21 protein-coding genes are annotated in these 23,070 nt (G+C 63.0%); 20 read left to right on the top strand and 1 reads right to left on the bottom strand.

Annotated elements, in window-relative coordinates:
• The first annotated feature begins 1 nt into the window (after position 1).
• The 6 genes from aroC (at position 2) to nusB (ending at position 4,526) form a co-directional block, all read left to right on the top strand.
• Complete coding sequence (aroC, locus tag CVS28_RS08605; protein WP_103481246.1) at positions 2–1,201, top strand: chorismate synthase; 1,200 nt, start codon at positions 2–4, stop codon at positions 1,199–1,201.
• Positions 1,201–1,779: a shikimate kinase gene (locus tag CVS28_RS08600; RefSeq protein ID WP_103465595.1), complete on the top strand. Its 579-nt coding sequence runs from the start codon at positions 1,201–1,203 to the stop codon at positions 1,777–1,779. The genes aroC and CVS28_RS08600 overlap by 1 nt, the downstream gene beginning before the upstream one ends.
• On the top strand, positions 1,776–2,885 hold the full coding sequence (gene aroB / locus CVS28_RS08595; RefSeq protein WP_103465596.1) for a 3-dehydroquinate synthase: 1,110 nt from the start codon (positions 1,776–1,778) through the stop codon (positions 2,883–2,885). Before CVS28_RS08600 ends, aroB begins: the two co-directional genes overlap by 4 nt.
• Positions 2,886–3,398, top strand: coding sequence for a hypothetical protein (locus CVS28_RS08590; RefSeq protein ID WP_103465597.1), 513 nt, complete (start codon positions 2,886–2,888; stop codon positions 3,396–3,398).
• A gap of 118 nt (positions 3,399–3,516) precedes the next feature.
• A complete protein-coding gene (gene efp / locus CVS28_RS08585; protein ID WP_103465598.1) occupies positions 3,517–4,080 on the top strand; it encodes an elongation factor P in 564 nt (187 codons plus the stop codon).
• The gene (gene nusB / locus CVS28_RS08580) at positions 4,080–4,526 is read left to right on the top strand and encodes a transcription antitermination factor NusB (RefSeq protein WP_103465599.1); all 447 of its coding nucleotides are present in this window, start codon (positions 4,080–4,082) and stop codon (positions 4,524–4,526) included. Before efp ends, nusB begins: the two co-directional genes overlap by 1 nt.
• Before the next feature lie 90 nt (positions 4,527–4,616).
• Here nusB and CVS28_RS08575 read toward each other — a convergent pair whose 3' ends face one another.
• A complete protein-coding gene (locus tag CVS28_RS08575) occupies positions 4,617–6,023 on the bottom strand; it encodes a PrsW family intramembrane metalloprotease (RefSeq protein ID WP_103465600.1) in 1,407 nt (468 codons plus the stop codon).
• Between the two features lie 166 nt (positions 6,024–6,189).
• On the opposite strand from CVS28_RS08575, the gene pyrR reads away from it, so the two are divergent.
• From pyrR to CVS28_RS08505, 14 genes are all read left to right on the top strand, one after another.
• The gene (gene pyrR / locus CVS28_RS08570) at positions 6,190–6,819 is read left to right on the top strand and encodes a bifunctional pyr operon transcriptional regulator/uracil phosphoribosyltransferase PyrR (RefSeq protein ID WP_103465601.1); all 630 of its coding nucleotides are present in this window, start codon (positions 6,190–6,192) and stop codon (positions 6,817–6,819) included.
• Positions 6,816–7,847, top strand: a complete 1,032-nt coding sequence (locus CVS28_RS08565) for an aspartate carbamoyltransferase catalytic subunit (protein WP_103465602.1) — start codon at positions 6,816–6,818, stop codon at positions 7,845–7,847. The genes pyrR and CVS28_RS08565 overlap by 4 nt, the downstream gene beginning before the upstream one ends.
• On the top strand, positions 7,844–9,169 hold the full coding sequence (locus CVS28_RS08560; protein ID WP_103481245.1) for a dihydroorotase: 1,326 nt from the start codon (positions 7,844–7,846) through the stop codon (positions 9,167–9,169). The genes CVS28_RS08565 and CVS28_RS08560 overlap by 4 nt, the downstream gene beginning before the upstream one ends.
• Positions 9,169–9,774 (top strand): PH-like domain-containing protein, encoded by a 606-nt coding sequence (locus CVS28_RS08555; RefSeq protein ID WP_207797181.1) that lies wholly within the window; start codon positions 9,169–9,171, stop codon positions 9,772–9,774. The genes CVS28_RS08560 and CVS28_RS08555 overlap by 1 nt, the downstream gene beginning before the upstream one ends.
• 2 nt (positions 9,775–9,776) lie before the next feature.
• On the top strand, positions 9,777–10,958 hold the full coding sequence (gene carA, locus CVS28_RS08550; protein WP_103481244.1) for a glutamine-hydrolyzing carbamoyl-phosphate synthase small subunit: 1,182 nt from the start codon (positions 9,777–9,779) through the stop codon (positions 10,956–10,958).
• Positions 10,958–14,269: a carbamoyl-phosphate synthase large subunit gene (carB, locus tag CVS28_RS08545; RefSeq protein ID WP_103481243.1), complete on the top strand. Its 3,312-nt coding sequence runs from the start codon at positions 10,958–10,960 to the stop codon at positions 14,267–14,269. The genes carA and carB overlap by 1 nt, the downstream gene beginning before the upstream one ends.
• Positions 14,259–15,104, top strand: coding sequence for an orotidine-5'-phosphate decarboxylase (gene pyrF / locus CVS28_RS08540; RefSeq protein WP_103481242.1), 846 nt, complete (start codon positions 14,259–14,261; stop codon positions 15,102–15,104). Before carB ends, pyrF begins: the two co-directional genes overlap by 11 nt.
• 101 nt (positions 15,105–15,205) lie before the next feature.
• Positions 15,206–15,526, top strand: a complete 321-nt coding sequence (mihF, locus tag CVS28_RS08535; RefSeq protein ID WP_103465642.1) for an integration host factor, actinobacterial type — start codon at positions 15,206–15,208, stop codon at positions 15,524–15,526.
• The gene (gene gmk / locus CVS28_RS08530) at positions 15,523–16,137 is read left to right on the top strand and encodes a guanylate kinase (RefSeq protein WP_103465607.1); all 615 of its coding nucleotides are present in this window, start codon (positions 15,523–15,525) and stop codon (positions 16,135–16,137) included. The genes mihF and gmk overlap by 4 nt, the downstream gene beginning before the upstream one ends.
• A gap of 52 nt (positions 16,138–16,189) precedes the next feature.
• Positions 16,190–16,447: a DNA-directed RNA polymerase subunit omega gene (rpoZ, locus tag CVS28_RS08525; protein WP_038462701.1), complete on the top strand. Its 258-nt coding sequence runs from the start codon at positions 16,190–16,192 to the stop codon at positions 16,445–16,447.
• 23 nt (positions 16,448–16,470) lie between these two features.
• The gene (locus tag CVS28_RS08520; protein ID WP_103465608.1) at positions 16,471–17,799 is read left to right on the top strand and encodes a bifunctional phosphopantothenoylcysteine decarboxylase/phosphopantothenate synthase; all 1,329 of its coding nucleotides are present in this window, start codon (positions 16,471–16,473) and stop codon (positions 17,797–17,799) included.
• Between the two features lie 80 nt (positions 17,800–17,879).
• A complete protein-coding gene (gene metK, locus CVS28_RS08515; RefSeq protein WP_103465609.1) occupies positions 17,880–19,082 on the top strand; it encodes a methionine adenosyltransferase in 1,203 nt (400 codons plus the stop codon).
• Between the two features lie 158 nt (positions 19,083–19,240).
• The gene (locus tag CVS28_RS08510; RefSeq protein WP_103481241.1) at positions 19,241–21,340 is read left to right on the top strand and encodes a primosomal protein N'; all 2,100 of its coding nucleotides are present in this window, start codon (positions 19,241–19,243) and stop codon (positions 21,338–21,340) included.
• 185 nt (positions 21,341–21,525) lie between these two features.
• On the top strand, positions 21,526–23,070 hold a 1,545-nt coding region (locus tag CVS28_RS08505; protein ID WP_133159081.1), incomplete at its 3' end, for a DUF222 domain-containing protein.

The raw sequence follows: 23,070 nt of genomic DNA, 5'->3' as shown, positions 1-23,070 counted from the left end.
TATGTTGCGTTGGTTGACCGCCGGAGAATCACATGGCCCGGCTCTCGTGGGAATTATTGAAGGCGTGCCTGCCGGAGTGGAGCTCACGAGCGCCCACATCCGCGACGCCCTGGCCCGGCGTCGTCTAGGCTACGGCCGTGGCGCCCGGATGAAATTTGAGCAGGACGTGGTGACCATTTTGGGTGGCGTGCGCCACGGGCTGACCCAGGGTGGCCCCGTAGCCATCCAGATCGCCAACTCGGAGTGGCCCAAGTGGGAGCAGATCATGTCAGCTGACCCTGTGGACGCCGCCGAGCTGGACGGGCAGGCCCGCAACGCCCCCTTGACGCGTCCGCGCCCCGGCCATGCCGACTTCACCGGCATGCAAAAGTACGCCTTTGAGGAAGCCCGCCCCGTTTTGGAACGCGCAAGCGCCCGCGAAACAGCCACGCGTGTGGCCCTGGGTGTTGTTGCCGCCCAGATGCTGGCAGCTGTTGGCGTTGAACTGGTCAGCCATACGGTGCAGATTGCCGGTGTTGCCTCACCCGAGGACGCGGCCCTGCCAGTCTTTTCAGACGTGGCAGCCCTGGACGCCGATCCCTTGCGCTGCTTTGACGCAGCCACCTCAGCCGCCATGGTTGCCGAAGTTGACACGGCCCAGAAGCAAGGCGAAACCCTGGGCGGCGTCGTCGAAGTTTTGGCCTACAACCTGCCCCCCGGATTGGGCAGCTACGTGCACTGGGACCGCCGCCTTGACTCGCGTCTGGCCGGTGCCCTGATGGGCATCCAGGCCATCAAGGGCGTTGAAGTGGGCGACGGCTTCGCCACGGCCGCCCGCAGGGGATCTGCTGCCCATGATGAGATTGTGCGTGACGCCGATGGCCGGATCATCCGCACCTCCAACCGCGCAGGCGGCATTGAGGGCGGCATGAGCATTGGTGATGTGTTGCGTGTTCGCGCGGCCATGAAGCCGATCGCCACCGTTCCGCGCGCCTTGAAGACCATTGACGTTGCCACCGGCGAACCCGCCAAGGCCCACCACCAGCGTTCGGACGTTTGTGCCGTGCCCGCGGCAGGTGTTGTGGCCGAGGCCATGACGGCGCTTGTGCTGGCGGAGGCCCTGATGGAGAAGTTCGGCGGGGACTCCATTATGGAGACCAAGCGCAACATGGACAGCTACCTGGGTGCGATTCCGGCGAATCTGGACACGCTGGCGCACTGATGGCAGCTGGCAAGGAACCGGGCGCGGCACAGCGCTTTACGCCACACCGGCCCATTGTCATGATCGGCCCCATGGCCGTCGGAAAATCAGTGATTGGGGCAGAGCTGGCCCGCGTCCTTGGTGTGGAGTTCATTGACTCCGACCACAAGATCGTGGCCAAGCACGGCCCCATTCCACGGATTTTCGATGCCCGCGGCGAGCACCACTTTCGCCAACTGGAAGCACGGGCCATTGCCGATGTTTTGGATTCCCAGCAACCCAAACCGGTGGTTTTGTCCCTGGGTGGCGGGGCGGTGCTCGATTCGGGCACCCAGCAATTGTTGGCCCGTGCCACAGTCGTTTTCCTCAACGCCGACGTGGAGACTGTCAGGGAGCGCATCCTGCGCAACACTGGCCGCCCACTGCTGGCAACTGACCCCGTAGCCACCTGGCAGCGTCTGGCAGGGGTTCGTGGCCCCGTTTACGCTCGCCTGGCAAATATCACTCTTGATGTGAGCAACTCCAATGTGCCGCAACTTGTTGCGCGGCTGATCGATCTGCTGGAAGCAGAATCAAGGAAAGAGAATTCCGCACAGTGAATACCGAAAATGTAACCGCAACCCCCAACACCGTCATCAAGGTCACCGGCGCTTTGCCCGGTGAGAATTACGACGTCGTGGTGGGCCGGGGGCTCTTGAATCAACTTCCGGCACTGCTGGGGGAGCGCGTCAAAAAAGTTCTGGTCATTCACCCGCGTGCACTTCGCCTCACCGGTGACACCGTGCGTGACGATCTGGAAGCCGCCGGATTCACCACGCTGACGGCCGAGATTCCTGATGCCGAAGAGGGCAAGCACATCCAGGTTGCGGCCTTCTGCTGGCAGGTGCTGGGGCAAAACGACTTCACCCGCTCCGACGCCATTGTGGCAGTGGGCGGCGGTGCCGTTACCGACGTCGCAGGATTTGTGGCAGCAACCTGGCTGCGCGGCGTCAAGGTAGTCCACATGCCCACCTCCCTGTTGGGCATGGTGGACGCGTCTGTGGGTGGCAAGACAGGCATCAACACGGCAGAGGGCAAGAACCTGGTGGGCGCATTCCACCCGCCCGCCGGCGTGCTGGTGGACCTGGACACCCTGGACACCCTGCCGCCCAACGAGCTCATCTCAGGCATGGCCGAGGTCATCAAGTGCGGCTTCATTGCCGACCCCGTGATCTTGGACTTGATCGAGGCGAACCCGGAGGCCGTCAAGGATCCGCGCTCACCCATTCTGCGTGAACTCATTGAGCGTGCCATAGCCGTCAAGGCAAAGGTGGTGTCCGAGGACCTGAAGGAATCGGGCCTGCGTGAAATCCTCAACTACGGACACACCCTGGGCCACGCCATTGAATTGACCGAGCGCTACTCGTGGCGCCATGGTGCAGCCGTTGCTGTTGGCATGATGTTTGCCGCCGAACTGGCCCGCAGCGTGGGCCGCCTCAGTGATGAAGAGGCAGATCGCCACAGGACCATCCTGGCGCAGCTGGGGCTGCCCCTGAGCTACCGCAAGGACCGCTGGCAGGCGCTGCTGGACGCCATGCGCCGGGACAAGAAGACCCGCGGGGACCTGCTGCGCTTTGTGGTGCTCGACGGCGTGGGCCGGCCCGGGATCCTCGACGTCCCGGACACGTCACTGCTGTTTGCCGCCTACCAAGAAATTGCGTCATAAATGGGGTTGAAGGATTGGCCCTCAGCCGGATTTCCGGGCACCGCACTGAACCCTGACACGCTGCTGCCGGAGGTTGTGGATGAGGACGTGTGTGCGGAAGCTCTCACGCTTTCCAACGATGCCGGCGACGCCATCTTTGTCCTGTTGGCCCGCGGGCTGACGAGCGAGGCTGCCGAGGCAGTGGCGATTGCCCGTCTGGAGGACCCGGCATCCATCAGGCTGCAGGTGCTTGACGCCGAAGTGCTGCGTGCCTCGAAACACTTTGTCAGGGCTGAAAGACTGTTGAAAGCCCTCCTTCCGGAAGTGAGCACCACATCCCTTGAGCCGTGGGTGTTCCAGCAGCTGGGCAAGGTGTACTTCAGCAACGGCCAGTTCGTGGCTGCCGCACAAAAGTTTGCTACAGCGTTGGAGTTGCGGGTGGCTTCAGGGGCCGATGCCACGGCCATCTACTCCTCAACCGTTTCCCTGAAACGGGCCCTGGATCTGGCTGAACAAACCGAGGACTACAAATAAGACAGTTGTGCCGTGCCGGGAATTGCGTCATGGTGGCGAGGATCATGCGGCGCGGCCCGGCTTAGTGCGGTAATATGGTCAATGGATTTTTGATAACACTTATACGTAAGAGGCTACTGTGGCAACGACTAACGATATTAAGAACGGCACTGTTCTCAAGCTTGAGGGCCAACTGTGGAACATCATTGAGTTCCAGCACGTAAAGCCCGGCAAGGGTGGCGCGTTTGTTCGCACCAAGATGCGCAATATCCTCTCCGGCAAGGTTGTTGACAAGACGTTCAACGCGGGCCTGAAGATTGAAACTGCAGTCGTTGACCGCTCCGATTACCAGTACCTGTACCAGGATGGCGAAGACTTCGTCTTCATGGACAACCAGAACTTTGACCAGCTGACTGTTCCGGCCAAGACTGTTGGTGACGCCACCAACTTCATGCTCGAAAACATCAACGTCACCATCGCCCTGCACGAAGGCACCCCGCTGTACATTGAACTGCCCCCGTCGGTTCAGCTGCGCATCACGTACACCGAGCCTGGCCTGCAGGGCGACCGTTCCTCCGCCGGCACCAAGCCCGCCACGGTGGAAACCGGCTACGAGATCCAGGTTCCCTTGTTCGTTGAGAACAACACGCTTGTCAAGGTTGACACTCGTGACGGAAGCTACCAGGGACGTGTAAGCGAGTAGTGGCAAGCCCCCAGACTAGCCCCACGGGCAAACCGAATTCGGCGCGCAGCAAGGCCCGCCGCCGTGCCTTGGAGATTTTGTTCGAGGCAGAACAGCGGGATGTGAGCGCCATGTCCGCGCTGACCGCCCGCCGCGAGAAGATTGATCAAATCATCAACCCGTACACGGTGGATTTGGTTGAGGGTGTCACGGCCATGGCTGAGAGCATCGACGAGTTCCTGCAGACGTATTCGCAGGGCTGGACGCTTGAGCGCATGCCTGCCGTTGACCGCATCATCTTGCGCATTGGCAGCTGGGAGCTGCTGTACAACGACGACGTCCCCGACGCCGTTGCTGTCAGCGAAGCTGTTGAACTGGCCAAGATTCTCTCCACGGATGAGTCCCCGCAGTTCGTCAACGGCCTGCTGGGCCGTTTGCAACAGATCAAGCCAACCCTCCTGGCCTAAGGTTTTTCCAACTGACCCGCAGAAAACGCCGAAAAACACGTCAAAAACGTGTATTTTCGCCGTTTTCTGCGGGTCAGTTGTTTAAGCGGGCTAGTAGTGCGGGGGTTGGGCGTTCTGCCCCTGTATGTTCTGCCCCTGGAGGTACTGGTTCTGATGTTGGATGTGCTGGGCCAGCTGGGCCTGTTGAATTTGCTGGGCCGCCCACACTGTGTGGGCGTGCCGGCCCAGCAGCTCATTGCGCACCGCCGTGATCTTCTCCAGCAGCCTCAGCTCCAACACCTGGCCGGTGGCGAAGCGTCGTGCCGCGCCGCTGCCTGGGGCGCCCTTGGCATCCACCAGGAGCCGTTGCCGGGTGAAGGCCAGCCGCGTGGCCAGCCGGATGAACTCCTTCATGACGGGGCCGGCCGCGAACGTCTTGGACCACGCCATGGCACGACGCCGGCCGGCGCCTGTTGCGAGCATCGGCACCTCCGGCTCGGTGAACCAGCCGGACGGAACGTAGTCGGCAAGGCGTTTGCGCGTCAGTTTCGCCTCGGAGCGACGCAGCCAGATGATGCCCAGAATAAACACGATGAACAGCGGCACCTGGAGCACGCCGTAGACAAGGAAGAAGTTGGCGCCCAGGAACGATGTGCCGTTCCACAGCCCGTGCAGGAGCATGGCCGGGATCAGCCCCACCACCCAGGCGCCCAGTACCATCAACGTCCCGCCGTTGCGGGCGGCGTACCCCACACAAAGCCCCAGGGCGGCCGTGAACATGACGTGGGCAAACGGCGACATCAGGCCACGCATGACAAAGATGGCCACGAGTCCGCCAGCGGCGCCCTGGGATTCCTGGAGTTCGTTGCCGAAATAGAGAATGTTCTCGGTGAAGGCGAAGCCTGCCGCGATGATGCCGGCATAGACAACGCCGTCAACCGGGCCGTCAAAGGTGCGCCGGCGCAGGAAGAACAGCAGGAGCAGGCCAACACCCTTGCAGAATTCTTCCACCAGCGGGGCCTGGATCACGGCGCCCACCATGTCGGCGTCCGCTTCGCTGCCTCCCGACATGAGCAAGGGCTGCACCCAGCTGCCCAGCACCAAGGTGGTGATGACTGCCATGCCGGCGCCCCAGCAAAAACCCAGGACCAGGGCCGGAATGGGTTCCGGCTCCCACCTGTCTATCCAGAGCAGGGTGAGCACACAAATAGTCAGCGGGATCAGGGCCAGCAGGCCGCAGATCAAGAACACGCTCACGCCCAGGGAGAAAGCAAAGAACACCAAGGTGCCCATGGCAACCAGCCCAAACACGCACAGCAGGATGATATTCATCACCTTGGTGCCGGTCCCGGCGGCCCGCTTGGGGACCGGGGCGGGGGCGGGATGGGCCCAATAATCAGGCCTATAGTTCAGTGCCGTGCCCGGCCCCTGGGCCTGGGGCAGGGGTGGCTGGGCGTACTGTGGCTGCTGATTCGGGGCGCCGTCGACGGTGTTTTGCCAGTGGCCAGGTTCACTCATAGTTCTCAGACTAGAGCCAGCCGCTGTGCTGTGAAAGATGGCGCGCGCAAAGACCCTGCAGCGGGCCCTCCGGCGCGGGCGGCCGGCACCTGTTGTGGTAGTTTTGCTTCTAAGCAATCAACCTTTTAATTCCGTCCTGTGAGGCGGGGAAAGGGGACGCGAGAAAATGAATAATTCCTCTTCAGCTTTTGAGGACGTTCACAACAGCTCAGCGCCGCTCAATGTGTCCCGCGTGGTTCTCACCGCAGCAGATATTGAACGGGCGTTGACTCGTATCGCCTACGAAATTCTGGAAGCCAACAAGGGCTCAGCAAATTTGCTGTTGCTCGGTATCCCGCGACGCGGGTATCCCTTGGCCCAGCGACTGGCCGCCAAACTGGCCGCCAGCGATCCCGCGATCGATCCGGCCGCCATTGTGGGCCAACTCGATGTCACCATGTTCCGTGACGATCTTGCCCACCAGCCCACCCGGGCCCCGCAACGGACCGAACTGCCTGTCTCCGGCATTGACGGTAAAACCATTGTTCTGGTTGATGACGTGCTGTACTCAGGACGCACCATCCGTGCAGCCCTTGACGCCCTAGTGGACCTTGGCCGGCCCCGGGCCGTGCGCCTGGCCGTCCTGGTGGATCGGGGTCACAGGGAATTGCCCATCCGGGCTGATCACGTAGGCAAGAACCTGCCCACCTCCTCGAGCGAAAAAGTGCGGGTGCACCTGGCCGAGATCGACGGCGTGGATGTCCCGGATGAAGTTGTTATTGAGTCAGGACCAGTTGTTATTGAGGGCGGCGCATGAGGCATTTGTTGGGAACCGAGGCGCTCAGCCGTGAAAACGCCATCCAAATTTTGGACACAGCCCAGGAAATGGCTGCTGTGGGGGAGCGGGAAGTCAAAAAGCTTCCGGCCCTGCGCGGACGCACAGTTGTCAACCTCTTTTTTGAAGACTCCACCCGCACCCGTATCTCCTTTGAAGCCGCGGCCAAGCGCCTCTCGGCCGATGTCATCAACTTCAGCGCCAAAGGCTCCTCCGTGTCCAAGGGCGAATCGCTCAAGGACACGGCTCAAACCCTGCAGGCCATGGGGGCCGACGCCGTGGTCATCCGCCACTGGGCGTCCGGTGCCCCGGCCCGCCTGGCCAACTCGGGCTGGATCGACGCTGCCGTCATCAACGCCGGGGACGGCACCCACGCCCACCCCACCCAGGCCCTGCTGGACGCGTTCACCATGCGCGCCCACTGGGCCAAGCTCAGCGGCACTTCGTCGGTGGGCGCAGACCTGACCGGGATGCGCGTTGTGATTGCCGGGGACGTGCTGCATTCCCGCGTGGCCCGCTCCAATGTGTGGCTGCTGCGCACACTTGGCGCCCACGTGACCCTCGTTGCGCCGCCCACCTTGCTGCCCATCGGCGTCGAACATTGGCCCTGCGAGGTCAGCTACGACTTGGACGCCACGTTGGAGGCCGGTGTGGACGCGGTCATGATGCTGCGCGTGCAGGCCGAACGCATGAACGCCTCCTTCTTCCCCTCCACCCGCGAGTACGCCCGCCGCTGGGGCTTTGACGACGCGCGGCTGGCCAAGCTGGATGCGCTCAACCTCAAAGACACCATCATCATGCACCCCGGCCCCATGAACCGCGGCCTGGAGATTTCCTCCGCGGCAGCAGATTCGCCCCGCTCAACAGTGCTGGCCCAGGTTCGCAACGGCGTCTCCGTGCGCATGGCCACCCTGTACCTGCTGCTCGCCGGGGATCTGCGCGAGAACACCACCACGTCCACACCTGCTGCAGTGAATAACACAGTGCCGAACGCTAAGGACCCTTCATGACTTCCTCCAGTTACCTGATTCGCTCAGCCTCCCTGCTGGGCACTACCACGGCTGACATTCTGGTTGCCGACGGCATCATCACAGCCGTTGGTGTGAACCTGAGCTCAGAGGTTGTTGGCGAGGCAACCGTCATCGACGCCGCGGGCCTGGTGGCGCTGCCGGGCATGGTTGACCTGCACACCCACCTGCGCGAACCCGGCCGCGAAGATGCTGAAACGGTGGAGACCGGCACCCGTGCGGCCGCCCTGGGCGGGTTCACGGCCGTCCACGCCATGGCCAACAGCTCACCCGTTGCCGACACGGCTGGCGTTGTTGAGCAGGTTTATTCACTGGGCCGCGAATCCGGCTGGGTCGATGTTCGCCCCGTGGGTGCCGTAACGGTGGGCCTTGCCGGCAAGCAACTCGCCGAGCTGGGTGCCATGGCCGATTCCAAGGCCCGTGTTCGCGTGTTCTCCGACGACGGCATCTGTGTCAGCGACCCCGTCATGATGCGCCGGGCGCTGGAGTACGTGAAGGCGTTCGACGGCGTGATCGCCCAGCATGCGCAAGAACCCCGCCTGACGGAGGGCGCGCAGATGAACGAGGGCGTTGTCTCCGCCGATCTGGGCTTGGCCGGCTGGCCCGCAGTGGCTGAAGAATCCATCATTGCCCGTGATGTCTTGCTGGCACAGCACGTGGGTTCACGCCTGCATGTTTGCCACGTCTCCACAGCAGGTTCGGTGGAGATCATCCGCTGGGCCAAGGAACGCGGCATCTCCGTCACGGCCGAGGTCACCCCGCACCACCTGCTCCTCACCGAGGAACTCGTGCGCAGCTACAACCCGGTGTACAAGGTCAACCCGCCGCTGCGCGCCGACGCCGATGTGCTGGCCCTGCGTGCGGCCCTGGCCGACGGCACCATCGACATTGTTGGCACCGACCACGCACCGCACCCCAGCGAAGCCAAGGAATGCGAATGGGCCTCAGCGGCCATGGGCATGACGGGTTTGGAAACAGCCCTGTCAGTGGTGGCGGAAACCATGATTGAAACTGGCTTGATGACCTGGGCCGATTTTGCCCGCGTCACCTCCACCACCCCGGCACAGATTGGCCAGCTCGCCGATCAGGGCCGGCCCCTGGAAGTGGGCGAGCCCGCCAACATTGTGCTGGTTGACCCCGCAGCACGCTGGAACGTTGACCCGCACGCCATGGCCACCAAGGGACGCAACTCGCCGTTCGCCGGGCTGGTGCTGCCGGGCAAGGTTATGGCCACGTTCTTCAACGGCCACCCCACAGTGCTCGACGGCAAGCTGAACACCCCGTACAACCACGGAGTCAACTAGTGGATGAGCGCATCCTGCCGGGCGTCCTGACCCTGCTGATTGTTGCCGTGGCCTTTGCCCTGATGTGGTGGGGCTGGCGCAACAAGCTCAAGCGCCAGGGCAGTGTTGGCGAACTGCCTGCTGTTCCGGCGGATCTGGGCGCCGCGCTGATCAGTGTTCCCGGGCAATATGTTGTCACCACCACAGCGGGGGACTGGCTTGACCGCCTGGCCGTGCACGGCCTGGGCATCAGGACACCCGCTGTGGTGCACGTCTACAGCACAGCCGTTGTGGTGGAGCGCAAGGGTGCCCAGGACTTGTTCATTGCAGCCGGGGAGCTCACCGAGGTGGGAACCAAGGCCGGCATGGCCGGCAAGTTCGTGGAGCGGGACGGGCTGGTGGTCATGAGCTGGCTGCTGGCCGGCACCGAAGTGGACACAGGATTCCGAACAGCAGAAGCCGGAGCGAAGCGTCCACTGCTGGACGCCTTGACGGCGTTGTTGCCCCGGAACCATGGCGACATGGCTGAGAATGATGTAGAAGAAGTACAAGGAACGCCTTTGACTAAGGCGCCTCTAGATGGCGAAGAAACACCAGCCGCAGATAGCAACGGAAAGAACAATTGAGAATGAGTGATGCAATTATGCCTGCACAGGCACTTTTGGTCTTGGAAGACGGCCGCACTTTCCGTGGCGCCAGCTACGGAGCGCAGGGCACCGCCCTGGGCGAGGCTGTCTTCACCACCGGCATGACCGGCTACCAGGAGACCCTCACGGATCCCTCCTACGCCCGCCAGCTGATTGTCCAGACGGCCCCGCACATCGGCAACACCGGTGTGAATGCGGCAGACAACGAGTCCAGCAGGATCTGGGCTGCCGGCTATGTTGTGCGCGACGCCGCCCGCCGCCCCTCCAACTGGCGCTCGGAGGGATCGCTCGACGACGAGCTCTCCTCCCAGGGCGTTGTTGGCATCTCCGGTGTTGACACCCGCGCCATCACCCGCCACCTGCGTGAACGCGGCGCCATGAAGGCAGGCATCTTCTCCGGTGCCGACGCAGACCGCACGCCCGCCGAGCTCCTGGCCGAGGTTCTGGCCCAGCCCTCCATGGAGGGCCTGCAGCTCGCTGAAGAAGTCAGCGTGAAGGAAGCCTACGTCGTCGAGCCCTCAGCACACGGCTGGGAAGGCGAGCCGCTGTTCTCCATCGCGGCCCTTGACCTGGGCATCAAGGCCATGACGCCCCAGCGCTTCGCCGAGCGCGGCGTGCGCGTCCACGTGCTGCCTGCAACCACCACCTTCGAGGAAGCTGCGGCGTTGAACCCCGACGGCGTGTTCCTCTCCAATGGCCCCGGCGATCCCGCCACAGCCAACCGCCAGGTGGGCTTTGTGCGCAGCTTCCTGGATGCCGGCGTACCGTACTTTGGCATCTGCTTCGGCAACCAGATCCTGGGCCGCGCCCTGGGCTACGGCACCTACAAGCTGCGTTACGGCCACCGCGGCATCAACCAGCCCGTCATGGACCGCAGCACGGGCAAGGTGGAGATCACCAGCCAGAACCACGGCTTCGCCGTGGACGCGCCGCTGGATGGCCCCACTCAGGCTCCTGAGGAGCGCTTTGGCCGGGTTGAAGTAAGCCACATCAGCCTCAACGACCAGGTCGTGGAAGGGCTCTCCTGCCTGGACATTCCGGCCTTCTCCGTCCAGTACCACCCCGAGGCAGCAGCCGGCCCGCACGACGCCGCCTACCTCTTTGACCGGTTCATCGCCTTGATGAGCGCCACCAAGAACGCACAGACTGAGGAATCCAAGTAATGCCGAAGAGAGAAGATCTTAAGTCCGTACTGGTCATTGGATCCGGTCCCATTGTGATCGGCCAGGCCGCAGAGTTTGACTACTCCGGCACCCAGGCGCTGCGCGTGTTGAAGGAGGAGGGCCTGCGAGTTATCCTGGTCAACTCCAACCCGGCCACCATCATGACCGACCCCGAGTTTGCGGATGCAACCTACGTGGAGCCCATCACCCCCGAGGTCGTTGAGAAGATCATCGCCAAGGAACGCCCCGACGCCATCTTGCCCACACTGGGCGGGCAGACGGCCCTGAACACGGCCATCGCCCTGGACAAGAACGGCGTCCTGGCCAAGTACAACGTTGAGCTGATCGGTGCCAACATTGCCGCCATCGAGCTCGGTGAGGACCGCGAAAAGTTCAAGGGCGTCGTTGAGCGTTGCGGTGCCGAATCGGCCCGCAGCCACATCATCCACACCATGGATGAGGCATTCGTCGCGGCCGAAGACTTGGGCTACCCCATGGTCGTTCGCCCCTCCTTCACGATGGGCGGGCTCGGCTCCGGACTGGCCTACAGCCCAGAGGACTTGACGCGCATTGTGGGCCAGGGCCTGCAGTACAGCCCCACCACCGAGGTTTTGCTGGAAGAGAGCATCCTGGGCTGGAAGGAATACGAGCTCGAGATGATGCGCGACAAGAACGACAACGTCGTTGTGGTCTGCTCCATCGAAAACTTTGACCCGGTGGGCGTCCACACGGGCGACTCCATCACCGTGGCCCCGGCCATGACGCTGACGGACCGCGAATACCAGAACCTGCGCGACATCTCCATCGCCGTCATCCGCGAGGTTGGCGTTGATACCGGTGGTTGCAACATCCAGTTCGCCATCGAGCCGGACACCGGCCGCGTCGTCGTGATTGAGATGAACCCGCGAGTGTCACGCTCCTCGGCACTGGCCTCCAAGGCAACAGGCTTCGCCATCGCCAAGATCGCCACGAAGCTCTCCCTGGGCTACACGTTGGATGAAATCCCCAACGACATCACCCAGAAAACACCTGCCTCCTTCGAGCCCAGCCTTGACTACGTGGTTGTGAAGGTGCCCCGCTTCGCGTTCGAGAAGTTCCCGGCGGCTGACCCCACGCTGACCACCACCATGAAGAGCGTTGGCGAAGCAATGGCCATGGGCCGCAACTTCACCGAAGCCCTGCAGAAGGCCCTGCGTTCCCTGGAGCAGAAGGGCGCCAGCCTTGACTTCTCCTCCGTCAACGCCCTGGATGTCCCCGATCTGATCGAGGCCGCCAAGCGCCCCACCACTGAGCGCCTCTCCCAGGTCCAGCGCGCCCTGTTGGGCGGCGGCACCATCGAGGAGCTGTACGCGGCCACCGGCATCGATCCCTGGTACCTTGACCAGCTGGTGCTGTTGAACGAAGTTTCGGCCACCATCCGCCAGTCCACCGCACTGACACCGGAGATGCTCAAGCTGGCCAAGCGCCACGGCTTCTCCGATGCCCAGATCGGTGCCCTGACCAACAACTCCGAGGCAGTGGTGCGCGGTGTGCGCCAAGCCCTGGGTATCCGCCCCGTGTACAAGACGGTGGACACCTGCGCGGCCGAGTTCAACGCCTACACCCCGTACCACTACTCCTCCTACGATGAGGAAGATGAGATTGCGCTGCACGAGAAGCCGTCCATCATCATCCTGGGTTCCGGACCCAACCGCATTGGCCAGGGCATCGAGTTTGACTACTCCTGCGTGCACGCCTCCATGGCACTGCGCAAGGCCGGTTACGAGACCGTCATGGTCAACTGCAACCCCGAAACCGTCTCCACCGACTACGACGTCTCCACGCGCCTGTACTTTGAGCCGCTGACGCTTGAAGACGTGCTGGAAGTCATCGCCGCTGAAGAGCGCACCGGCGGCGTCATGGGTGTGTTCGTCCAGTTGGGCGGCCAGACCCCGTTGAAGCTGGCCCAGGAACTGGCCGACGCCGGTGTCCCCATCCTTGGCACGTCCCCCGAAGCCATTGACCTGGCCGAGCACCGCGGCATGTTCTCCCGCGTGCTTGATGAGGCCGGCCTGATTGCGCCCAAGAACGGCACCGCAGTGTCCTTCAACGACGCCAAGAAGATCGCCGATGAGATTGGCTACCCCGTCCTGGTCCGCCCGTCGTACGTTTTGGGCGGCCGCGGCATGGAGATCGTCTACGACGAGGCCAACCTTTCCCGCTACATCAAGAACGCCACGGAAATCACCGAGGCGCACCCGGTCCTGATCGACCGGTTCCTGGAAGACGCCATCGAAATTGACGTGGATGCGTTGTTCGACGGCAAGGACATGTACCTCGGCGGCATCATGGAGCACATTGAAGAGGCCGGTATTCACTCCGGTGACTCCGCCTGTGTGCTGCCTCCCATCACCTTGGGCAAGGACGTTCAGGACCGCGTGAGGGCAGCAACCCGCGCCATCGCCGAAGGCGTGGGCGTGCGTGGCCTGATCAACATCCAGTTCGCCCTGGCCGCTGACATCCTGTACGTCCTGGAAGCCAACCCGCGTGCCTCGCGCACCGTGCCGTTTGTTTCCAAGGCAACAGGTGTTCAGATGGCCAAGGCCGCAGCCCTGATCGGTGTAGGTGTGTCCATCGCCCACCTGCGCAGCGTCCACCACATCCTGCCGGAAATCGGCGACGGCGGAACCCTGCCGGACAGTGCGCCAGTGTCCGTCAAGGAAGCTGTCATGCCGTTCAACCGATTCCGCACCCCCGAGGGTCACGTTGTTGACTCCCTGCTGGGCCCGGAAATGCGCTCCACCGGCGAGGTCATGGGCATTGACAAGCACTTTGACACGGCGTTTGCCAAGAGCCAGGCCGGCGCCAACAACGCCCTTCCCGTCTCCGGCAAGGTCTTTGTTTCGGTAGCCAACCGCGACAAGCGTTCCATCATCATGGCCGTCAAGCGCCTTTCCGACCTGGGCTATGAAATTGTCTCCACCGGCGGCACGGCCGATGTGCTGCGCCGCAACGGCATCGCCTCCACCATTGTGCGCAAGATCGGTGAAGGCACGTCAGTGGACGGTGAGGGAACCATTGTCGATCTGATCAACAACGGCGATATCGACATGATCTTCAACACCCCTACAGGCGGTCAGGCCCGCGGTGACGGCTACGAGATCCGTGCCGCAGCAGTCTCCAACGGCAAGCCCTGCATCACCACGGTTGCCGAGTTCAACGTTGCCGTCCAGGCCATGGAGGCTCTGCGCACCTACGAGTGGGATGTGACTAGCCTGCAGGAGCACGCCAAGGTGCTGGCAGCAGGTCAGGCCGAGCAGCATGCCAAGTAGCAACGAAGCCAACGGCTTCGGAACACGCCTGGCAGAAGCCATGGTCGCCAAGGGTCCGCTGTGTGTGGGCATAGACCCGCACCCGGGGCTCCTGGCGGCCTGGGGGCTACCCGATTCGGCCCAGGGCCTGCGGACGTTCTCCCAGACCGTCCTGGAGGCTGTGGCCCCCTTGGCAGCGGCCATCAAGCCGCAGGTGGCGCTCTATGAGCGCCACGGCTCGGCCGGTCTGGCTGCGCTGGAGGAGCTCCTTGAGTCCTCCGTGCAGGCCGGGGTGCTGACCATTGCCGACGCCAAACGCGGCGACATTGGTTCCACCATGGCCGGCTACGCCGATGCCTGGTTGCGGGATGGTTCGGCACTGGCGGCGGATTCTGTAACACTGAGCCCGTACCTGGGGTTCGAGTCGCTGCGTCCGGCGCTGGACTTGGCGGCAAGCAACGGGCGGGGAGTTTTTGTTCTGGCTCTGACGTCCAACCCCGAGGGCGCCTCCGTGCAGCATGTGGGCGGCAACGAGTCGGTGGCCAAGCGCATTGTGCAGGCGGCAGCCCTGGAAAACCAGCGGTATGCCAATGAGACGTTGGGCTCAGTTGGTTTGGTGGTGGGTGCCACAGTTGGCGCCGCATTGACCGAGCTGGGCATAGACTTGGCTTCCGTCAACGGCCCCATCTTGGCGCCCGGGCTTGGTGCCCAGGGTGCCACCGGGGCGGATATGCGGGCCACGTTTGGTGCCGCCTATCCGGCCGTGCTGGGCACTTCCAGCCGCGGCATCCTGGCCGCCGGTCCGGATATCTCCGCCTTGCGCCAGGCCACGACGGAGACCCTGAAGGGATTGTAGTTTTTTGACGGATTGATTTGATCCCCTGGTGCGGATAGGTTCAAAGAATTACTTTGTTCCTGTCCGCACCATTGTTTGTCATCGCTAGGGGAGTCTTTTACGTGAATTTGCCGGCACTTTCACTCCAAGATCGCGCCGATGCACGGCTGAAGGCAATAGCGGCACGGGGCATCAGATCGCGGATCAAGGCTGATCTAAAAAATGGCCAAATCACAGTTGGTGCTGTTCTCGCTGCGGCGGCACAGGAACCAGCCGTGGACAGGCTCAAAGTTTGTGAATTATTGGAAGCCCTTCCGGGCATTGGAAAGGTACGTGCAACTGTGATCATGAGCGAGCTGGGGATTGCCCCAACCCGCAGGGTGCGTGGCCTGGGCGTGCATCAGCGCCGGGCCTTGGTGGACTATCTGGGGCAGGGATCATGAACGAGGTCCAGGTACCCAGCGAGAACGTCACCCGCACCAAGTCGCGCAGCGGTGTAACAGTCCTGGCAGGCCCCACGGCCGTTGGCAAGGGAACTGTTTCCACCTTCATCAGGGACAACTACCCTGTGGTGTGGCTGTCAGTTTCGGCCACCACGCGCCCGGCCCGTCCGGGCGAGGAAGAAGGAATCCACTACTTTTTCAAGACTGCCGAAGAATTTGATGGCTTGGTTGCCGACGGCGATTTGCTTGAATGGGCTGTGGTGCACGGCGTCAACCGCTACGGCACCTTGCGCAGCACCGTTGAGGCCGCCGTGGCGGCAGGAAAGGCAGTGCTGCTGGAGATTGACCTGCAAGGGGCGCGACAGGTTAAAGAGGCCATGCCGGAAGCCGATTTTGTGTTCCTGGCACCACCCAGCTGGGACGAATTGGTCCGCCGTTTGGTGGGACGCGGCACAGAAACGGCCCAGGAACAGCAGCGCCGCCTAGAAACAGCTAAACTGGAACTTGCTGCCGCGCCGGAGTTTGACTACATCATCGTCAATGACGATGTCAGCCGTGCTGCAGCCGCGCTTGTTGACCTGATGGGGCTCACACCCCACCACATTATTTGATCCGTCTTTGATTGATCTGCAAGACCCCTTTACAAACTTTTTGGAGAAGTAATTGACTACACAACCCGAAGGCATCATCAATCCCTCGATCGATTCGCTGCTTGAAGCCGCTGACTCGAAGTACGGACTGGTCATCTTTGGTGCCAAGCGCGCACGCCAGATCAACGCTTACTACGCACAGCTCCACGAGGGCCTGTTCGAGTACGTTGGCCCCTTGGTAGACACCAAGCTCAACGAGAAGTCCCTCTCCATCGCTTTCCGCGAAATCGACGAGGGTCTGCTGGTTTCCACTCCCGTAGAGACCGTTTAATTAACGCGTAAAGAACACTAACGGTGTCACGACTAAACATTGTTTTGGGGGTAGGCGGCGGCATCGCCGCCTACAAGTCGGCTTTGTTGCTGCGCCTTTTTACCGAGGCCGGACATGACGTCACTGTCATCCCCACCGACGCGTCCACGAAGTTTGTGGGCGTGGCCACGTGGGAGGCCCTAAGCGGCCACCCCGCCACTAACAGTGTTTTTGACGCCGTTGATACTGTCAACCACGTTCGGCTTGGCCACGAGGCCGATCTCATTGTGGTGGCACCGGCCACGGCAGACCTTCTGGCCAAAGCAGCCGGAGGCCACGCCAACGATCTCCTGACCACCACCTTGTTGATGGCCCGGGGACCGGTTCTTTTTGCCCCGGCAATGCACACAGAAATGTGGCAGCATGGCGCCACGGTGGCCAATGTGGCCACCTTGCGTGCCCGGGGCGTCCATGTCATGGATCCTGCCGTGGGCCGGTTGACCGGCCCCGATTCGGGTCCCGGACGCCTGCCGGAACCGGCAGACATTTTTGCGGCAGCCACGGCCCTGTTCAAGCAGCCGGAACCGGCCTTGGCCTCAGAAAGTTGGGGCTCAGAAACTTTGGGTTCAGAGCCTGCGACCGCGGAGCCTGCTGTGCAGCCTGCCGGAGAAACCAGCGGGATCCTGGCCGGCAAACGTGTCCTCATCACTGCCGGTGGCACCCGGGAACCCCTGGATCCGGTGCGCTTTTTGGGCAATAAGTCCTCGGGCAAGCAGGGTGTTGCACTCGTTGAGGCCGCCCTGGCTGCGGGAGCAGACGTGACCTTGATCCACGCGCCCATGGATGTGCCGGCTCCAGCCGGGGCCAAACTGCAGCCCATTGAAACAGCACTGGAATTGCGGGCCGCCACCTTGGCTGCCGCGGCAACAGCGGATGTTGTCATCATGGCCGCTGCCGTTGCCGATTTCCGTCCGGCCAACATCTCCACGGGCAAGATCAAAAAGCGTGACAACACAGACGACCCCGTCATCACCTTGGTTCGCAACCCTGACATTCTGCTGGAACTGGTGGCTCACAGGGCGGCACAGAACCAGCAGCAGTTCATTGTTGGCTTCGCCGCCGAAACTGGTGACGAGCAAGCCGATGCCAGAACGTATGCACAGGCAAAATTGCAGCGCAAGGGCTGTGATCTCCTGGTGGTCAACGAAGTTGGCCCCGGGGACTCCGGCTCCGAGCGGGTATTTGGGCAGGACACCAACCAGGTTGAAATTTTGGCCTTGGACGGTGCCGAGCCCGTGCAAACCGGTGGGAGCAAGCGTGAGGTTGCCAACGCCGTCGTACATCTTATTGCGCAGCGGCTGGGCGGCCGCTAATCCGTGCGTCAACGCAATGTGTGTGACAATCCATGTCTGCCGCCAATGGAGCGCGGCACTTTCCCCAGTAAAGTAGAACAGTGACTTCAGCAAACCCCCTGCGCCTATTTACCTCCGAATCCGTGACGGCAGGCCACCCCGACAAGATCTGCGACCAGATCAGCGACGCCATTTTGGATGCGCTGCTGGCCGAAGACCCCGATTCCCGGGTGGCCGTGGAAACCATGGCCACCACCGGTCTGGTCCACGTTGCCGGTGAGGTGACAACCAACGCCTATGTGGAAATCCCGGCCATTGTGCGCAACACCATTTTGGACATTGGCTACGATTCCTCAGCCAACGGCTTTGACGGCGCCCGCTGCGGTGTTTCCGTCTCGATCGGCCAGCAGTCCCAGGATATTTCCGACGGCGTTTTCAACGCTTTGGAGGTCCGTGAAGGCACCGCCGTGGACAAGTACGACACCCAGGGTGCCGGAGACCAGGGCTTGATGTTTGGCTACGCCAGCAACGAGACCGCCTCCTACATGCCCACGCCCATCTTCCTGGCCCACAGGCTCTCGGAGCGCTTGACCGACGTGCGCAAGTCAGGACTTCTTTCCTACCTGCGCCCCGACGGCAAGACCCAGGTGACCATCGGGTACGACGGCGAAACCCCCGTCTCAGTGGACACCGTAGTCATCTCCAGCCAGCATGCCGAGGGTGCCGCGTTGGCGCAGCTGCGTGCGGACCTGCAGGAATTTGTGATTGCACCTGTCATGGACGCCTCCGGCCTGGATGTCTCAGCCATCAAGACGTACCTGAACCCCGCCGGCCCATTTGTGGTTGGCGGCCCCGTGGGCGATGCCGGCCTGACCGGTCGCAAGATCATCGTTGACACCTACGGAGGCATGGCCCGCCACGGTGGCGGCGCGTTCTCCGGCAAGGATCCGTCAAAGGTTGACCGTTCGGCCGCCTACGCCATGCGCTGGGTTGCCAAAAATGTGGTTGCTGCGGGCCTGGCCTCGCGGGCGGAAATTCAGGTTGGTTACGCCATTGGTGTGGCCAAGCCGGTGGGTGTCTACGTTGAGACGTTCGGCACCGAGACCGTTGACCCGCGCCGCATCGAGGACGCCATCGCGGCAATCTTTGACCTGCGCCCCATGGCCATCATCGACAGCCTCGACCTCAAGCGACCCATCTACGCCAAGACCGCAGCCCACGGCCACTTCGGCCGCGACGAGCCTGACTTCACCTGGGAAAATCTTGACCGCGTTGATGCACTGAAGGCATTCTTCAACGCCTAAACCTAGAGTTATCCACAGCTAAGCACGGCCCGCTGACTTCTTTGTCAGTGGGCTGTGCTTAGCTTGTTTTAGGCTGCTTTATTGTGTGGCCGTTCAACCGGGCCGTTGCCCACGCTGATGCCCCGGGCCACTGCCCCACGCCACTGAAGGAGGACGCCATGGAAGAAGACCAAAGCCATGGCGTGCAACTGAGCCTGCTCAGCGGTTTTGTGGCCAAGGAACGCGTGCCGGATCCGCACAGCGGCGTTGTCCTGGCACCGCAGCTGCCCGTGGCCCACGTGGTCATTGATTCCCCCTTGCCGCACTTGGACAGGATCTTCGACTACTCGGTGCCCCTGGAACTGGACGCCAGCGCCCAGCCCGGGGTGCGGGTTCGGGTCAAGTTCTCCGGCCAGGACCTCAACGGATTTCTCGTGGCCAGGGTCGCCGAGTCGCAGAGTGACCGGCTGGTGCCGCTGAACAGGGTCTATTCCGCCGTTCCGGTGCTGACACCGGCCGTGCTGGAGTTGGCCCACAAGGTCGCCGCTCGCTATGCAGGCACCGTGGCCGACGTGCTGCGGGTTGCCATCCCGCCGCGTGTAGCCAGCCTGGAGAAGATCTACCTGGCCAGGGACACCGGTCCCGCCAAAGATGAACTGGAGCCAGCCCCCGCAGCCCACCCCGGCGCCTCCCTGTTCGGGGACTATTCCCATGCCGATGACTTCCTGACCCAGCTGGCCATGGGAGCGTCACCCAAAGCGGTATTAGGGGCACTGAGCGGTTTTGGCAGCCACTCGTGGCAGCATCAATTGGCCCAGGCCGTGGCATACTGCCAGCTCTCGGGCCGCGGGGCCATTGTGGTGGTCCCAGACCTGCGAGACCTGGATTTGTTGGAGCGCGCCTTCGCCTCCGTTTTGCCGCCCGACAGTTTTGTAAAACTGACTGCCGACGACGGCCCCAGCCTGCGCTACGCCAACTACCTGCGCGTCCTGTCCGGGGATGTGAAGATTGTCATTGGCACCCGCTCGGCCGCCTACGCTCCCGTCGCTGACCTGGGCCTGGTGTGCTGCTGGGACGACGGCGATGAACTGCACGTTGAGCGCCGGGCCCCGTACCAGCACAGCCGTGACGTGCTGCTGTTGCGCTCGGAAGTGGAAGGCACGGCAGTGCTGATGGCCGGGCACAGCCGCAGCAGCGAGTCCCAGCGCCTGGTGGCCACCGGGTGGGCCCAGGAGCTGGTGGCAGGGCGCGCCACCGTGCGCAAGGCTGTGGCGCGAGTCATCAGCACCTCTGATTCCTACGAGCAGGAGCGCGACCCCGCCGCCGCGTTGGCCCGACTGCCGCACAGGGCCTGGGAAACGGCCAAAGCTGCCCTGAAATTTGGTCCCGTGCTGGTGCAGGTTGCCCGGACGGGCTACGCCCCGGCTCTGGCGTGCCAGCGCTGCCGCGAGGTTGCCCGCTGCAAACACTGCACGGGCCCGTTGATGCAGTCGCGGTCCCCAGGTTCCGCCTCCGTCATGGTCACGTGCAAGTGGTGCGGCCAGGCCGAGACCGCGTTTAGCTGCAGCACGTGCGGAAACCATGAACTGCGCGCGATCTCCGTGGGGGCCCTGCGCACTGCCGAGGAGCTGGGCCGGGCATTCCCCTCGGTGCCAGTCATCTCTTCTTCGGGGGAAAATATCAAGGGGACAGTCCCCGACAAGTCCGCCATTGTGGTGGCGACCATTGGGGCCGAACCCATTGCACCCCATGGCTACTCGGCCGCCTTGCTGCTCGACGGCGACTCCATGCTGCGCCGTGAATCCCTCCGGGCGGGAGAGGAGACCTTGCGACGCTGGATGAACGCGGCAGCCCTGGTCCGTTCAGCGAAGGACGGCGGGATTGTTGTGGTGACAGCGGAGGAATCGGTCGAAGTGGCGGCTCTGGTTCGTTGGGATCCGGCCGGACATGCCGAACGGGAGTTTGCCCTGCGGCACGAACTGGGGCTACCGCCTGCCATGCGCCTTGCCTCGCTGACGGGCAGCGAAAAGGATGTTGAGGCGTTCCAGGCAGCCTTGAAACTTCCGGAGGCGGTGCGCACTATTGGCCCGGCGCCCGTGGCAACGGGCCGTAGTGCCGTCCCCGGGGATGAAGCACCCGACTACCGGACAATCTTGCTGTTTCCCTACTCCATGGCCAATCAGATCACCGGTTCCATGCGTGCGCTGAAGGCAGCCAACGCCGCCCGGCGGGTTGGTTCGCCCGTCCAGGTTCGTTGCGACGGCGTTGACGTGCTCTAACGCTGCTGCGCTTCGCCTGAACATGTGACGGCCTGTGCATCGAGGGCATGCAGTAGAATATTTGTTCGTGAGGCTATTGCATTGTGGTAACGGTGGGCGTATTCTGAGGGTATGAGTATTCCGGTGATTGTCCCCGGAGATCGGGGCGGTGAGGCCACGCAGGATGTGGTNAGGCCACGCAGGATGTGGCCCGGTTGCTGGCTGGGATTGTTCTTCCTTCCATTGAATCCTTTGGCCCTGACAATGCTGTGTTGGTGGGGTTGCCGGCGTTTGTTCCCTCGGTGGTGTCGGGGCCGGAGCCACTGTCAAGAGTGGGTGTTGCCCGGGGTGTGTACGATGCCGCGATGGCGGCGTTGGCTGTTGTGAAGCGTTTGGAGGATGCCACGGCTGCTTGCAAGGCGGCCTTGGTGGCGAAGGTGTTGGGGGCAGCGCAGGTGGAGGCTACGGCTGTGGCGTTGGATCGGTGGCAGTCCGGGGTCGCTGCCTCTAGTGCGTGCGCGGACATCGCTTTGACCCTGTGTATTCCCGAACGTTCCGCCGCGGTGCTGGCTCACCAGGCCGTGGAGCTGCTGGCCCATCCGGGGACGATGGCGGCGTTGGAGGCGGGAGAGCTTTCCTTCCGCCATGCGGGCATCATCATCGATGAGGGGCAGACCTTGGCGGAAACCCCGGGTATCACCGCAAGGGACATGGCAGCCTTCGAGGCACGGTTGTTGGTTCTCGCGCCGGGGACCACGGCGTCGGGATTCGCTGCGAAAGCCAGGCGCGCCCGGGAATCCACCCACCCCTCGACTCTGACGACCCGCACCAAGCAGGCCTACGAGAAGCGGGCCATGACCTTGGAACCGGGCAAGGACGGCATGTCATGGCTGACCCTGCACCTGCCCGCTGTGGCAGCGGAGGGGGTATGGGTAAACTGCACCCGCACAGCCCGTGCCATCAAACACCAAGCACGCCGCGCAGCAGCTCTCACAGGACAGGGCGCTGGGGTCGGCTCCGGGGAGTACCGGACGCTGACCCAGCTACGCATTGACGTGGCCGCCGCCCTGCTGCTGAACCAACACCCCCTAGGTGAGAACCCCACCAGATCCGGCACTGACACTGGTACTGGCACTGACGCCGGTGACAGCACCAGCACCGGCAGCAGTGGTGACACCCCCAACGGCCCTACCGCCAGCGGTAGTAACTTCAACACCACCATGGGCGGCACTCAAGCCGGCGGCACTGATGGTGATGCTGGGGCTGTCGGTGAGGTCCCTTTTGGCAGCAAGTCAGCTTTCGGGGTCACCTTGTTTGATCAGGATCCCGTCTGGACCCACCGGGACCCTCATGAGCCGGCGGGCCGCTACTTGAACCCGGACCCCACCCCGAAGACCACCGCCGCTCCCGAACCACACCCCAGCACCAGTCCCAGTCCCGACTCTGGGCCCAGCACCAGTCCCGGTCCTAGCACCGGTCTGGGGCTGGCAGAGGGTTTTGTTCCCGAAGGCGCCGGCGGGGCGCAGCTGTTGTTCGGGGTGGTGTGCGGGGGTGGGATTCTGCCCTTCACGGGTGGGAACGCGGCAACCGGTGGTGGGGTGAATGGTGGCCCTGGAGTGGATGACCCTAGTGCGGGTGAAACTGGTGCGGATGAAGTGCTTTTCGGGGAGCTGCTGGGGGATGGTTCGGGTTATGTTGACGGTGTGGTCGATGGCATCCCAGACAGTCCTGAACGGGATTATCTGGACCAG

The organism is Arthrobacter glacialis, from assembly GCF_002909415.1.
Classification (GTDB): domain Bacteria; phylum Actinomycetota; class Actinomycetes; order Actinomycetales; family Micrococcaceae; genus Specibacter; species Specibacter glacialis.
This window is presented reverse-complemented; position numbering and strand designations above follow the sequence as displayed.